General features: G+C 39.0%; 11 protein-coding genes. All 11 read left to right on the top strand.

What is annotated here, in order from left to right:
* Positions 1–67 precede the first annotated feature (67 nt).
* Positions 68–1,036, top strand: coding sequence for a TraB/GumN family protein (locus tag HMPREF9009_RS00270; RefSeq protein WP_049701124.1), 969 nt, complete (start codon positions 68–70; stop codon positions 1,034–1,036).
* 50 nt (positions 1,037–1,086) lie between these two features.
* Entirely contained in the window at positions 1,087–2,112 is a 1,026-nt protein-coding gene (locus HMPREF9009_RS00265; RefSeq protein ID WP_198154739.1) for a 6-bladed beta-propeller, read from the top strand.
* A 33-nt stretch (positions 2,113–2,145) separates the two neighbouring features.
* Positions 2,146–3,357, top strand: coding sequence for an L-serine ammonia-lyase (locus HMPREF9009_RS00260; RefSeq protein ID WP_083444123.1), 1,212 nt, complete (start codon positions 2,146–2,148; stop codon positions 3,355–3,357).
* 215 nt (positions 3,358–3,572) lie between these two features.
* Positions 3,573–4,172, top strand: a complete 600-nt coding sequence (locus tag HMPREF9009_RS00255) for an HU family DNA-binding protein (protein ID WP_049701121.1) — start codon at positions 3,573–3,575, stop codon at positions 4,170–4,172.
* 581 nt (positions 4,173–4,753) lie between these two features.
* Positions 4,754–4,984 (top strand): hypothetical protein, encoded by a 231-nt coding sequence (locus HMPREF9009_RS00250; RefSeq protein ID WP_049701120.1) that lies wholly within the window; start codon positions 4,754–4,756, stop codon positions 4,982–4,984.
* Between the two features lie 350 nt (positions 4,985–5,334).
* Complete coding sequence (locus HMPREF9009_RS00245; RefSeq protein ID WP_049701119.1) at positions 5,335–8,475, top strand: SusC/RagA family TonB-linked outer membrane protein; 3,141 nt, start codon at positions 5,335–5,337, stop codon at positions 8,473–8,475.
* A 36-nt stretch (positions 8,476–8,511) separates the two neighbouring features.
* Positions 8,512–10,353: a RagB/SusD family nutrient uptake outer membrane protein gene (locus HMPREF9009_RS00240; protein ID WP_162487415.1), complete on the top strand. Its 1,842-nt coding sequence runs from the start codon at positions 8,512–8,514 to the stop codon at positions 10,351–10,353.
* A gap of 11 nt (positions 10,354–10,364) precedes the next feature.
* Positions 10,365–12,077: a DUF1735 domain-containing protein gene (locus HMPREF9009_RS00235; protein ID WP_049701117.1), complete on the top strand. Its 1,713-nt coding sequence runs from the start codon at positions 10,365–10,367 to the stop codon at positions 12,075–12,077.
* A 30-nt stretch (positions 12,078–12,107) separates the two neighbouring features.
* On the top strand, positions 12,108–13,718 hold the full coding sequence (locus tag HMPREF9009_RS00230; protein ID WP_049701116.1) for a BACON domain-containing protein: 1,611 nt from the start codon (positions 12,108–12,110) through the stop codon (positions 13,716–13,718).
* A 10-nt stretch (positions 13,719–13,728) separates the two neighbouring features.
* Positions 13,729–14,901, top strand: coding sequence for a hypothetical protein (locus HMPREF9009_RS00225; protein ID WP_053095294.1), 1,173 nt, complete (start codon positions 13,729–13,731; stop codon positions 14,899–14,901).
* A gap of 14 nt (positions 14,902–14,915) precedes the next feature.
* Positions 14,916–16,046 (top strand): hypothetical protein, encoded by a 1,131-nt coding sequence (locus HMPREF9009_RS00220; RefSeq protein WP_118218998.1) that lies wholly within the window; start codon positions 14,916–14,918, stop codon positions 16,044–16,046.
* Positions 16,047–16,135 lie beyond the last annotated feature (89 nt).

Raw genomic sequence — 16,135 nt, 5'->3', positions numbered from 1 at the left:
ATGCTTTTTTATCTAAGACATTTTCTTTGGTATCTTATTTTGGTAAAGTAATCTATAAATATAAAAAATGAAAATCATAAAAAAACTATTAGTTATTACCTTATTGAGTAGCATACTCAGTCAGGCACAAGTAACGGAAACACCTGTAAAGCTGGAAGATGCTTTGTTGTGGGAGATTTCCGGAAATGGGTTGCAGAAATCATCTTATCTGTTAGGTACAATGCATACTGTTGAATTCAGTTTTATGTTTGATAGTATTCCCGGAATGCGGAAAGTTCTTTCTGTTGTAGAGCAAGTTGCTACAGAAATAGATATGATGGCTCTCGATTCGATTCGAAGAAAGACACCAACCATTTCTAACGATTATTTTCTTATGCCTTCGGATACCACTTATTCGATGTTGTACAATACTAAGGACCTTGCTTTTGTAGATTCTGTTTTGTCATCAGGAAATCCTCGTTATGCTGAACGTGTTCCTGCATTTTGGCAGAATATCTATATTAGATACAACATATATAATAGGATAAAAAAAGAAAGTAGCATGGATTTTTATTTATTACGGCTTGCACACCACAGTTCGAAAAAAATATTTTTTCTTGAAACTATAGAGGAGATTGCAAGTAAGAATGAAAAGGTCAATATATCCAAGTATAAAGTTGCATTGAAAGAGCAAGCTTCGAGTCTACTTTTTATTTTGAAGAATGCTGACATGATTAATAATGCTTACAAACACTTGGACTCTCTATATCGTGCCCGACAATTAAGTTGCTTGAGTTTTGAAAACCAGATGAAAGAGTTTATGGAATCAAACGGGCAGGTAATAAAAGCCGATTCAGAAGAATGTAATTTCCAGAATGAATATAAATTAAAATTAATAAAAGAGCGCAATGATGCCTGGATGCTTAAAATTCCCATATTAATAAACCAAGGTTCCACTCTAATCGCTGTAGGTGCTATGCATCTTCCAGGAAATGCAGGACTTATTAACCAGTTGAGAAAAATGGGATATAACGTAAAACCATATCCCTGTAGATGATAGTAGTGGTGATCAGAGTTTTCCATATTATTATGTATGCTATTAATATTATGAATAAGTTTATCGCTTTCCTTTTAACGCTAAGTAGCAGCTTGTTTTGCATAGCACAGCAATATAAGGTTGATATAACAAAAGCTATTGTTAAAGAGATTTCTATCTCAGATGTCTTATATGATATTAAGACTATTAATGTAATGATACCAGATACAGTTGTATTGAAAAATGCGTTTTTTTATTTAACAAGAGATAAGAAATACTTAGTTGCGACCCAATTTAATCATGAGAGTTATCTATTTGATATACATGGGAAATTTATAAAAGAAATCTATGGCAATCACATTGGTTGGCCTTGCAAACATTTTGATGTGAAGAGGAATATCTTATATGGAGACAACTTTAAAGATTGGATTGGCATGGATGTTCAAACTAATAAAATAGTGAAACAAGTTACAAAGCCGAAGCAATTTAAGGAGCAAATTGCTAATTTTATGCAAATATCTGATGATAAATATATTGGATATGTCAACAATCAATCTGGTAATTGTACTACTTTGTTCGCCATTTTTGATAGCAGGGGAAATATTCTTTATCGGGAACCGAATAATAGAGTTTATACTAAAGCTAATTTTGATACTCCATATTTCCCCGGCTCTTTTTATGAATATGAGTCTCGTTATTTTTGTTTAGAGCCATTTTGGGGAACAACTGTATATGAAATAGGCGATAATATTCTATATCCGCATATTTACTTTTATGTGGGCGATAAAATGCCAATTTATGAATTTCAGGACTTGAATAGAGATAACCAAAGTAATAAAGATGAATGGAAATTATTTGTAGTACGGGAAACCAAAAATAGAATCTATTTTAGTTATATAACGGCTAAAGGATTGCGTTGGGGATATTACAGTAAGAAAGAAGATCAAGCGTACATTGCTCCTGCTTCAGATAACTCTACAAAATTGTTTCATTTCGATGAAAAGAATTTTAACCCTGCTTTACTTCAAGACAAATATTCTGTAAGATCCATAGTCAAAGGCGATACGCTTAAGGTGTTAATAGGTACATTTAAGTAAATTCTCATAAATATTAAGTATTATCATCCTAGAATGAAATCAATTAAAGAATTATATCGAATAGGTATTGGTCCGTCCAGTAGCCATACGATGGGACCACGCAATGCCGCTATTTTATTTCTGAACAGAAATCTCGGTTCAAAAAAGTTTCAGGTCACTTTGTATGGAAGTCTTGCTGCCACAGGAAAAGGCCACATGACTGATACGGCAATTTTGGAAGTATTGCAACCTCATGCACCGGTGACATTGATTTGGAAGCCGGATGTCTTTCTTCCTTTTCATCCGAATGGAATGCTTTTTGAAGCTTTTGATGAAAAAGGAAAGTTGATAGGTAAGTGGACCGTTTTTAGTGTGGGAGGAGGTGCTTTGGAAGAGGAAGGGACTTCTAAAGAAATGTCTCCCGAACTTTACGATATGAACACCATGACTGAGATTTATTCTTGGTGCCAGCATTCCGGAAAGAATTACTGGGAATATGTGGAGCAATGTGAAGGCTCTTCTATCTGGGATTATCTGGGCGAAGTGTGGAAAGCTATGAAAGCAGCAGTCGAGCGGGGATTGGAAACGGAGGGTACACTTCCGGGAGCATTGAATCTTCAGAGGAAATCTTCTTCTTATTATATTAAGGCGATGGGATATAAAGAATCTCTTCGTTCCAGAGGACTGGTTTTTGCTTACGCGTTGGCGGTAAGTGAGGAAAACGCTTCGGGAGGGATTATCGTCACTGCTCCTACTTGTGGTTCCTGCGGAGTACTTCCTGCTGTGCTTTATCATTTGTGGAAAACTCGTGGATTTAGTGACATCCGTATCTTGCGGGCATTAGCAACGGCAGGACTGATCGGAAATATAGTAAAACATAATGCCTCTATTTCGGGTGCTGAAGTCGGATGCCAAGGCGAGGTAGGTGTAGCTTGCGCAATGGCGTCCGGTGCTGCCAGTCAATTGTTCGGAGGCAGTCCGTCGCAAATAGAGTATGCGGCGGAAATGGGTTTGGAGCATCATCTGGGTATGACTTGTGATCCTGTGTGTGGCTTGGTGCAGATTCCCTGCATTGAACGTAATGCTTATGCTGCCGCGCGCGCTTTGGATGCGAATATTTATTCAGCTTTTACCGATGGTGTACATCGGGTATCATTTGATAAGGTAGTTGAAGTCATGAAACAGACCGGTCATGATTTGCCTTCTTTATATAAGGAAACAAGTGAGGGAGGGTTGGCTAAGAATTATGAACAGATGAGATTCTAAGAATAAAATCCTGCTCCATATAAATTAGTATACGTATATTCTACGTATATTTGTCTCATTAGCATTCCAGTTTTCGTTCAACTATAGTCGAACGAAAGAATGACTTAAGTTGAACTATCGTTTGACTATAGTCAAACGAAAACCGGAATGTGCTTTAGAAAATTAATCTATGTGAGAAAAGAAATAAGTCTTTTCTACAAAAAAACTAATAGGCAATGAGCGTAAATTATGATCTTTATGAGACTCCCGATCTCACAAAAAGCGGGGAAGATCAACCTTTGCATGCGCGCGTAGTATTGAAAGGCAGCTATACAGCTGAAGAATTTGTAGAGCAGGTTGTTGCTATGCAGCATGTGCCTCACGCGCAAGTAGTGGGTGTCATTGAGGCAATATCGAAAGAATTGAAACATTTACTTTTAAAAGGGTTTTCTGTTGAATTGGGCGACGTCGGTTATTTTACTCTTTCAGTGACTGTTGATAAAAAGGTGATGAATGCCGAAGATTTACGTTCACCGTCCGTATCTCTGAAAGATATCAATTTTCGTGTGAACCGCCAGTTTAAAAAGGATATTGAGAGCGAGCTTGTGCTACAACGCTATCATTCGCCTTTTCGTGTAAAGAATCCGTTGGATAGAGAAAGATGCCTGGAGCGGTTGGAAAGTTTTTTGGAAGAACATCCGTGTATCAACCGTCAGGATTATGCCATGCTTGTGGGAAAAACCAAACCTCAGGCATTGCAGGATATCCGTGCTTTCCTCGAAGAAGGCATACTGAAAAAATACGGTTCGGGACGTTCTGTAGTTTATATAAAATAGGAAGGCAAGATAGCGCCGTCCATTAATACGGCTCAACTTCAAGATAAGAGATGTTATTAGGCTGTACAATATTGTTGTTCTTTTGTACGCAAGTTTTCTTTGTGTGTTATTCGTAAGCTTATCTTTGTGGGATGAATATTATTTTTAATTTGGATACTAATATCTAACGAATGACATTTTATTACTATGGTTTGGTCTTGTTGCCATGCCTCGTTTCTTTCTACAAAAGAGCGTTTTATCAGTTTTATTTTTTTCTTCTATTCGCATCTTGTTCATTTAGTAAAAAGGAGCGAACTATCTCTGTTATTCCTATACCTATGGAGTATGAATTACAAAAAGGATATTTTTCGATAGACTTGTTGGCAATATTCTCCGGTGCCCTTTCTCCTAAAGTTAAATGTGTGATTATGTGTGAAAGCTGCAGCATTTAAAAAAGGAAATATGCAGGGTGATGTATTTACCCGATATTTTTATTATCACAAAGGCATCGGAAAGAAAGTATAATCTTCCATGCGGAACATTCATGCCAAATTCTTGCTGATGGCTATACCGGAGGAAAAACATATTTAGATGGTAGTTGGATGAATCTCTATGGGGAGCAGGAGCTTATAATGGATTTGGGCGAAGAACAGGAGATTCGTATTGTTTTCACCCGTTGGATGCAGTTGAGGGCAGGAGCACGGCGACATTTACCCCAACAGGTGGAAATCCTCTTCTCCAATGATGGGGGAGAATTATTTTTCCGGAGGGATTGTTCGAAAGAAAAGCTTGAAAGATATTCCGGCATTACAGTATCAGGAGTATGTTTTTAATGGTCATTGGAATGTCAGGTATATAAAAATGAAAGTAAAAGCGGGAGATGGAGTCATGTCAGTAGATGAGATTATTGTGATGTAGGGCTTGCTACAGGCAAACCTTATGTGGTTAAAGATAACCCGTATTTTTTTTGATAGGTAAAATCGTTCATTTTTAGGATAAACATTGGTGATTAGCTTGTAGAAATGAGAAAAAATAATGTAGCTTTACTATATTATTGTTCTTTTGTACGGAATTCGCCAACATTATTTTCATTCTTGCTTAACTTTGTGGATGTAATTTAGAATTTGGTTGCAACAATCTAAAAACATTAAAAACTTAAATTAATAACATTAAATCATGTATTATGAATGGAATTGCACGAAAGTTAAATTTCTCATTGCAACGATTGGTTAGTGTCTTTATCATTATTTATCTTTTTGCGGCACCTTTCGTGTTGGTACGGGCTTCCGATACGGTGGCTGAAGTATATCAAGAAGGGAAAAAAACTACAAGAAAGCTGACTGGTAAAATAATAGATAAAGGAACGAAAGAGACTCTTATTGGAGCCAGTGTGTGGTTGAAAGATACTAGTGTGGGAGCTACTACTGATATGGATGGTAATTTTAATATTACTATTCCCGGTGGAAAAACTGTAACCCTTGTAATCAGTTATATAGGGTATGCTAATATAGAGAAGGAAGTCTCTCCTTCCGCCAATAATTTGCTTATTGAAATGCAGGCGGATGATACTGTACTTGAAGAGGTGCAGGTGGTCGGTTATGGTACACAACGTAAAGAAAGTGTGATTGGTTCTATCAGTACGTTAAACGTTGGGAGTCTAAAAGTGCCGAGTGCCTCTATTTCCACTAATTTGGCAGGACAGTTGGGTGGTGTTGTTTCTATTCAGCGTGATGGTTCTCCGGGTAGTTCGGCAGAATTCTGGATTCGTGGTATTTCTACATTCGGTGCCAATAAAACACCGTTGATTTTGGTCGATGGTGTGGAACGCTCGCTCGACCTTCTTGATCCGGAAGAAATTGAAAGTTTTTCTTTATTGAAGGATGCTACTGCAACAGCACTCTATGGTGTTCGTGGTGCAAACGGTGTGGTATTGATTAAAACAAAACGCGGTTCCGAAGGAAAACCTAAAATCTCAATAAAGATGGAAGCCGGTATGGTGCAGCCTACCAAAGTTCCGGAAATGGCAGATGCGGTGGACTTTGCAACAATGTATAATGAAGGTGCCCCGGGGACATATAGTCCGGAGGAAATTGATTATTATAGAAATGGTACGGATCCGGATTTATATCCGAATGTAAATTGGTTGAAGTCTGTTTTTAGGAAGCATACATTCAATCAGAGAGTGACGGCCAACGTAAGCGGTGGTGGTGAGATAGCACGCTATTTTATCTCTGCCGGGTATTACCATGAGGATGGTTTGTTTGAAACCGGGAAAAAGGGAGATTCTTATAATGGTAATCCGGATTATCAACGTTATAACTTCCGTTCGAATGTAGATATTAACTTGCATCCTACGACAGTACTATCATTGACCTTAGGGGGATTCCTGACTAAGAAAAGAGATGCTGCTGATTCGGATGGAGTTTGGAAAAGTGCCTTTATTTTGGATCCTAATGCTTTCCCCATTCAATATTCCAACGGATACTGGGCCGGAGAAAAAGGAGTGACTAATCCTTATTGGCAGGTTACCAGATCCGGATATATGGAAGACTGGAAGAGTACGTTGAACTCTATGGTTAGTTTGGATCAGGACTTCTCTTTTATAACCGAAGGTTTAAAAGCCAATGTCAAGTTTGCATTTGACACGCAAGCATGGCATGGTAACAAGCATACACAACAAGATGAAATCTGGCATGCCATTCGTCGTGACGCCAATGGGGATTTGGTATTTAACTCTGAACCTGAAAATGCGAAGGGAGGTCCATGGTTTGATAATAAGTCGGGAGGTAATAATGCTACTTATTTAGAAGCTTCTATCACTTATAACCGTTTGTTTGGTAAACATCGCGTAGGTGGAATGTTCTTATATAATCAACGGGTAAAGAATGAAACCTATAGGAATTCAAATTATAAAGATAATATAACTTCTATCAAATCGCTGCCTTATAAGAATCAAGGTCTTGCGGGACGTCTGACATACGATTATGACAGCCGTTATTTTATTGAAGGAAACTTCGGGTATAACGGTTCGGAAAACTTTGCAGCGGGTCATCGCGTCGGTTTTTTTCCTGCTGTAGCTGTAGGATGGTATATATCCAATGAAAAATTCTTTGCCCCATTGACGGATGTGGTTTCCAAGTTGAAGTTGAAGGCGTCTGTCGGACAAGTAGGTAACGACCAGATTGGTGGAGATGTACGCTTTATTTATTTAGGAACAGTAGCTACTACGGGGGATTATGTATATGGTAACTATACAAAGACGAAGGGTGAACGTGTAAATGAAGTGGCCAATCCGAATGTTGGCTGGGAGGTTTCAACCAAGCAGAATTATGGTTTTGAACTGGGATTGTTTAATAAGTTGGAAATTCAGGGGGATTGGTATCATGATGTGCGTGACCATATTTTTGTGCGCAATAATAATATTCCTGCTTATGTTGGTATGACTACCATGCCGATGGTGAATGTGGGTAAGATGAAGAGTTGGGGTTTTGATGGTTCATTGGAGTATCATGATAAAATCGGGCAGGTGAATGTGACCGGGCGTGGTACGTTTACTTATGCCAATAATGAGATCCTTCGTAATGGTGATGCTTTGAATAAGTATCCATGGATGAACTCTGTAGGACAGAAAATTTATCAAAAATTTGGTTGGCAGGCAGTCGGATTGTTCGAATCACAGGAAGAAATAGACCGCAGCCCAATACAGTTCAGTGAAGGTAACCATAGCCGTTTGCGTCCGGGTGATATCAAATATCGTGATTTGAATGGTGATGGAAGGATTGATGATTATGATAAGATGCCTATCGGATTCTGTGATATACCTGAAATTACTTATGGATTTGGTGGGGCTGTAGAATGGAAAGGTTTTGATGTCTCTATATTTTTCCAGGGTACGGCACGTGTCTCTATATTTGAAGAAGGTTCGACTATAGTTCCTTTCACTTCCGGTTATAAAAATAACAATGGATTCTTGAAAGGTGTGATGGAAGATCGTTGGACGATAGACAATCCTAATCCGAATGCACGTTATCCGCGTACCATTCGTCCGAGTGACGCTTTGGATAATAATAATACGAAGAAATCGTCTTTTTGGGTACGTAATGCGGCTTTTCTTCGTCTGAAGAATGCAGAAATCGGTTATACATTCCCCAAAAGATGGGTGGAAAAGATGGCTTTACAGAATCTACGTCTATACGTGTCGGGAGTGAACTTGCTCACTTGGGCACCGGATGTAAAGCTGTTTGACCCGGAGCTGGGTTCCGGAGACGGAAGAAAATACCCGCCCACACGTGTATTTAATGTAGGTTTAAATATTAATTTCTAATACTATAAAGATATGTTGATTATGAAATCTAAATATATGAAACGTATAATGCTTTTGGCTGTTGCTGCCATAACTATGTCATCTTGTGACTCGTTCTTGGATACGTCTCCTGAGGATTTGCGTTCTCCCGACCAGATTTATGAGACTTATTCGTCTACGCAGAATGCAATGTTCGGGGTATATTCTTACATCCGGGGAACTCGTCCTTATGAAATGCCCGATACGTATAGTACCAGTGATGTAGATGTGGCTTATACTAACGTGGGAACCTTTGATATGGGAGTATGGAGTGCTTCGTCCGCACAGTATGATAGATGGTATACTTTCTATAAGGCTATTCGTGAGGCAACGTATTTTCTACAGAATATGGATAAATGTCCGGATCCGCGTCTGACCGATGATCTTCGTGAGCAATGGAAAGCGGAAGTGCGTTGTGTACGTGCTTATTTTTATGCACAGTTGATGCGTATGTATGGTCCCGTTATATTACTGAAAGATGAACAACCGGATTTTTCAGGTATAGATATGCTACGTGAGCGTAACACTTGGGATGAATGTGTCGAATGGATCACTGATGAGTTTGATGACCTGATTTATAATTCTTATCTGCCTCTGAAGTCGACGGGAGAAACGTATGCTCGTATGAATAAGCGTATTGCGATGGCGTACAAAGCCCGTATTCTGCTGCAATCGGCCAGTCCGCAATTTAATGGTAATCCTAAGTATGCCAATATTCGTAATGCAGACGGAACTCCTTTATTTCCGACAACACCGGACCCCAAAAAATGGGAGAAAGCTCGTCAGGCAGCTTATGACCTTATAGAAGAGAATGCTTATGAACTTGTTAAGGTTTTGTATAAAGAGGGGGCTAATGAAGGCGAGATAGATCCTTATGCATCTTATAAATCGGTATTTACTACATCGCAAAATACAGAAATGATTTTTTCTTTTCTGGAAGATGACGGTTGGATGGATCAACGTCTTGCTCCCAATAGTAATGGTGGTTGGGGAGGAGGATACAATCCTACTCAGGAAATTGTAGACTCTTATGCCATGTCTGGAACCGGACGCTTTCCTATTACAGGATACCTTGATGAAGACCGTACTACACCGATTGTTGATCCTGATGCCGGATACGTGGAAGATGGGTTTACCCAGTTTACAAATCCTTGTGAAGGTAAAGAAAGAAAGACTTATAATATGTATGTAGGTCGTGAGCCCCGTTTTTATGTGTCTGTAGTGTATGGAGGTATGTCCTGGTTTATTCCGAAGAAAGCTACAGAACGAATTTATTTGGAAATGTACAAGAATGGCAATAATGGTCCGGATGCCTCTCATAATCATTTTACGACAGGGTATAATATGGCTAAATTTGCGATGGAGGAGTTTGAGGCCAGTCCTAAAAAAAGTGTAAAGCGTGAATTGCCTTACATGCGTTATGCAGAGATTCTGTTGAACTATGTAGAGGCTGCAATAGAAGTTGGTGATTTGGATGATCCGTTGTTGCTGCAATATTGGAATGAAGTTCGTAGCCGTGCCGGATTGAATAATATTGAGGAAGCATATCCGGAGGCAATGAATGATCAGGCAAAACTGAGAGACTTGATTCATCGTGAGCGTCGTGTAGAGTTTGCTTTTGAAGGTATTAACTTTTATGATTGCCGTCGTTGGTTGACTGCGGAGTCCACAGAAAAGGGGAATATCCATGGCATGAATATTCAGGCTAAGGGGACTCCCGGTAAAGAGGAATATCCGAATGAATTCTTCCAGCGGACAGTTGTAGAGAAACGTGTGTTTACACCTGGTTTCTACTTGTTCCCTATTCCGCAGAGTGCAATTAACAAAAACCAGTCTTTGGTACAGAATTATAAATGGTAAAAAGGATGAGAATGATGAAAAAATATATAAGTTTTTTATTTGCAGCTCTTTTACTGGGCACCTCCTGCTCCGATACTCGGACTGATTATATGATGGAGGATACAGTTTACTTTCCGAACAGTGATTTGCAAAAGGAAACCCTTTATGTGATGAATGCTAATGATTACGTTCACAATGTTTGGATTCATAAGGCCGGTTATTATCAAGGTAAATTTGCCGGGAAAGTAGAGCTGGATTATAATTATCTGATTCAGTATAATACGGATAATGGCACCAACTATGAGATGCTGGACGCTAAATATTATTCATTTGAACGTGATTTTGTTATTGAAGCCGGAAGTGATGAGGTAGCTGTACCCTTGACGTTGAAAATAGAACAGCTCTTGACCGAAAAAGGATATGGAGTTTATTATGTTCCTCTGTCCGTTAACAGCCGCACGCCGGGAGAAGATGTGTATGTTGATAAGGCTCATTTTATTCTAGCATTGGAGGTTAAGAAGCCGGTTTTGGCACTCGATGGCACTGATGGTGAACAACGGGGAGAAGTTTTTGTAGATTTTTCTGAATCAACCACCGATTATGAAATTGACATTACGTCAAGGCTTGATATTAATACAACGGAAGACCTGTCTGTTACGTATAGCATTGATGAAAGTTTGTTGACAGAAGAGGAAAAAGAACATCTATTGGAGGAAGGATTTGACTATGCAGAGAGTGTGAATCTTGCTGTTGGCGAAAAATACGCAGAAAATTACCTTACATTGAAGCCCTCGGAAATGCCGGATGGTAAATGGATTCTTCCTATACGCATGGGTACTACTAATGAAAAAGTCGGAACAGATAAAGATGCGAACTGGTTGAAGTTGACTGTTGTCAAAGGAACGCTGGATGCGCAGATTACTTTTGAAACATCAGATTATTTACAAGGAAGCGACGTTATTCTGTCTTCAGAAAATACGTTGACAGATGAAACTATTGCTCGTATAAGTGAAAGTTCGGACTTTTCATTTACTGTTACCTATAATTCGGAAGGTGCAAATTGGTTAACGCCGAAACAGGAAAATGGTGAAATTCAGATTACGGTAGATAGCAAGAACTCATCAATATGGCAAGAACGTGTTGCGACGATTACTTTGAAGGATAATGTAAACTGGCTGGAGAAAGATATTACTGTCCGACAAGGAATTAAAGATGCTGGACTTACGTTGAATAAGGCCTTATGGAATATTGTCGGTTATAGTGATAATGTTGCCGGCAAGGCAAATACTTTCTTTAAACTGTATGATAATTTCTGGCCTGCAAACAGAGCACAGTCCGATACGGGCGCGAAGAACTCTCTTTCTTATATAGAAGTAGATAAAGCTTCGGAAGGTACACCGGTGCAATTTGTCTTTGACTTGGGTGAAAATCCTCATGCCTATAATGCGGTAGGATTAATGCCGCGGCTTCAATGGATAGGAAATTCTCCTAAATATATGAAAATAGAGCTCAGTGATGATAATATTGACTGGAGGCTTGTTGGTGATGAAAGTAGAATCGCATTCACAGATGAACAAATAAATAAAAATCCTAATGGACAGAGTAACTTGTGGATGAATAAGTTATTTATAGCTTGGCATCAGTTAGGAGGTAGTATGGTTCATCGGTATATTCGGCTCTCTTTATGGGGAACGTGGAGTGGTACTATTTGTCTGGATGAAATCTTTGTTTCATTGAAAGATTGACGTATTGAAAACTTTTAAAACAGAAGGAATATGAAATATATATATTTATTACTGTTATGTCTGCTTGGTTTGCAGGCTTGTAATGATGATAAAGAAGTGGACTGGACTCCCGATGCATTAACCGTATCTTCCAACGAATTGTTGGAAGAAGCGGGAGATGGCCATTGGAAGGTGACGTTGCCCACAGAATATCAGGGTGCTGTGAAACTGGATATTCAGACTGATAAGGCTTGGGGAGTAGAGGTAGTCTATATGTCTAATGAGGAAGAAGAATGGATTGCCCCTTCAACGCAGGAAGGAAATGGCGCAGCTACACTGTTATTAAATATAGCTGATAATGGAACTTCTAAAGACCGGAAGGCTTCGGTAGTGATTACTACAAAAGGGGAAGTACCGGTAAAGAAAATGGTGACTATCATTCAAGGAAATGTGGAGGAACTGTTAAGCGTTGGAACGATTGATGAACAGGATTTTCCGGAAAATATTTCTGTTACAAAAGATGCTACAAGTGCTTTGTTAGTAACTTTGCCTAGAGATTTTACTTCTTCGGGTGAAAGAGACTTGAACATTTTGACTTATGGAGGAACTGCTTCATGTGATGTGGAAATTACGTTTCCGAACGAGGAGCATGGGGATTGGGTCGTAAAAGCTGCTGAGCCGGTCATGCTACCTGGTGGACGGGAAGTTAAGACATTGGCTCTGACTATCAAAGAAAATACGGCTAATGTTTATCGTGAGGCATTGGTGAAATTTACAGCAACTGCCGGTGAACTTACAATTGAGAAGACAGTAAAGATTGTTCAGTATGGAGAGGAAAAAATAGTGTGGAATGAAGAGTACTCTCAGTCAGAAACTCAATTTATAGTTTCTTCGGATGCTAATGAAAGACTTCTGATTGCTACTTGTGAGAATATAAATCCGGCAGATTTGGAAGTCACAGGAGGTAAAGAATGGCTGGAGTTAACGCAAGAAGAAGGAAAAGTATATGCGAAGCTTGCTGTTAACAATAGCACTAATCAAGAACGTTCTTCTGAAATTGTGATTAAAAACAAGAAATCCGGTAGTACGGCGAAAAAAACTCTGAAACAAGGAATGTATGGTTATGGTATTGTCCTTGATAAAACTTCTTGGAAAATACTAGGTGAGAAATGTAGCTCTAATGTTCAGACACAAGTAAATGATGGATCTATAAAGAAATTAATCAATAATGAATGGACTCCTAATAAGAGTAATCAGAAGCATGTACAATTTGATGGCGGAAATGATTCAAATCCTTATATTTTTGTTTTTGATTTGGGCGATATTTCACGTGAGTATACCCATTTGGGATTGATGCCTAGATTGCAATGGACTGCTCCGGCTCCGAAGACTGTGAAGATAGAGGTTAGTGCCGATGGCAATAGTTGGGAGACGGTTGTGGACAAAGTATCGGGTAATGGCTTTACGGTGGCAGAATTGAAAGGCGAAAGTAATACTAATGACGATCATTATGAAGGTATAGTTCGTTGGTTTGATTTAGGAGTTCAACAGAAGCGTTATATTCGTTTGTCTGTCTATGAAACTCATTGGACAAATTCGAAGGGGCATGTCCTTTGCTTGGACGAAGTATTTGTTGCGGACCGTTCAGCTGTTGTAGAATAGAATAATGGTTATGATAAAGAACTTGAAAATATGTACATTAATTGCATGCAGCCTTATTATTGGGGCTGCATGTAGTTCTGATACCGAGCCGGACACTACTCCGGCTCCTGATAAGAAACCGGAACAACCACAGATAGGTGAGACAATTACCTATCGTGCGCAGGTGTGGGCAGAGAAGAATGATATAGAGGAGTTGTATGGAGGCGAGCGTCAATTCAGACAAAATTTGGCAACCATGTTTCGTAATACTACTATTTTTTGGAATGAGAGCCCCAATAAGTTTAATTACTATTTCGAATGGGTTGTAGGAGAAGGAGATGATAATCTGGTCATTTATGAGATTGGGCCCGGTGAAAAGAGTAAAACGCAATATAATAAATTCAAGGATAAGGCTTATGGTGAATTGAATACTGATAAGTATGATTTTGTTCTTTTCTTGGCTTTACATTGTCCCAAAGGTGAAGGCGGACTCTCTTGTGGAGGAGGCGGAAAAAGTAAGCAGTCTGTAGTGCAGGCCTATTTTGATGGAGAGCAGAATATTTTTAAAGAGAAATGGCCGGAAAAAGGTACATATAGTAATCTGGGCCATGAATATGGGCATGTTCGCGGTGCACAGGATTTATATCAGTATATGATTGAAGCCAAAAATAATCCCGTCAGTCATGAGGCTTATGACTATCCTAAATGTAATATGGGGACAGGCTATCAGGAATGGAGTGACTATTGTTCGGCTATATTTAATCATAATGCTCAATATAAACAAATAACTTCGGATATGACTCAGAGTACATATCCAAAACAAATGTTGGTCCGGGTAACCAAAGATGGAAAACCGCAACGTACCACAGTCAAATTCTGGGGATCACGTGCTACCTTCAGGGATATATACAACGACCCGGAGAGAGCTCCTTATATGACCAAGAAAACTAATGGGAATGGCGAGTTTACTATTAATGATATATATCGGATGTTTATTCCGGAATATAAAAACAATGGTGCGCCGAATTTGCCTCCTAAGAGCCCGGTAGATGAATTCCCTTTTACCCGTTGGTATTGTTTTGTCGTAGAGGTAGAGCTGGATAATGGAGAATCGAAGTATGTATGGTTGTCAGATCTGGATATTGTCCCCGAGTATTTGAATGGTGGGCAAGAAGAACCTTATGTGTTTGAAATTAAATTGTGATAAAATGTAAGCTTATGAAAACAATGAAATCTATTTGGTTTTTTGCGGTCGGTCTTATGATGACGTTTGTATTCTGCGCTTGTAGCAGTGATTCTGAACCGGAACAACTTCCGCCTCCCGAGCCTCCTGTGGTGGAAGAGCCTGATGAATTGGAATTTAGAGTATTGGTGTATGTGGATGAAGCGAGTGTAAAAGGGCATTTGGGAGGCAGTGAGCGAAGAGTAAAATCGGAAATGGATATATTATTCAGTAAAACAAGCAATTTTTTCAATGCCGGATCTAAAGAACTGAAATATAAATATAGTTATACGGTAGCAGATATAGTTGTTTATCAGGGATCATCGCAAGATGCAACTTTTCGAAAAAGAGTTTATAACGACCCGATAGATTTTAGCAAGTATGATGTTACTGTATTATTCGATTGTCTGCAAGATAATGGTGAAACAGGTAATGGTGGTGCAGCGCATGGTGGTGGTAGTGATAACCGTTCAGTCGTTACTGTTTTTGCTAATCCAGGAAAGAAAAAGGAAATTTTCACCGATGATACATATAAGACTTTAGCCCATGAGTTGGGGCATTATCGTGGAGTGACGGATATGTATCAGTACCTTATTGATGCAAAGGACAATCCGGTTAGTCATCAATCATTTGATGTCCCCCCTTGCATTATGAAATGGACAAGTGATGGTGTATGGAGTGAGTATGCTGTCAATTGTATGAACCTGTCGGCAGGAGCAAAGCAGATCGGAAAAGTGTTCCCTGATTTTTTTAATAGTTTATATCCGAAGAAAATAGAAATAAATGTCACCGTATCAGGAAAACCGGAAAAAGGAGCTGTTGTTAAAATATATGGTTCTCGTGCAGGAGCTACCGGTCGTAACCGTGATATTTATCCTGAAGTGTTTGTTGAGGGAAAAACTGATACTAATGGTCAGTATGTGTTGAATGATGTTAAAAAATATTTTAACCCAAAGGCCAATGGGTTTGCTAATGTACCGGATGACTTGCCTTATGGACGCTGGTTTGGTTTTCTGGCAGAGGTTATTTCAGGAAACAGCAAAAAATATGTATGGATGCCGGAGTGGGAAGTTCAAATGCCTCATTTTGAAGGTAAGGATACGTATAAGATTGATGTGACTTTTTAGGGATTAAAGGTTGATTATTTATAGGTTTTCAGTAGGTATTATTAGAATAGATTAATCTTGAATTATATATCATTATTCATCATGAAAAA

Source organism: Bacteroides sp. 3_1_13, from assembly GCF_001185845.1.
Taxonomy (GTDB): domain Bacteria; phylum Bacteroidota; class Bacteroidia; order Bacteroidales; family Bacteroidaceae; genus Bacteroides; species Bacteroides xylanisolvens.
This window is presented reverse-complemented; position numbering and strand designations above follow the sequence as displayed.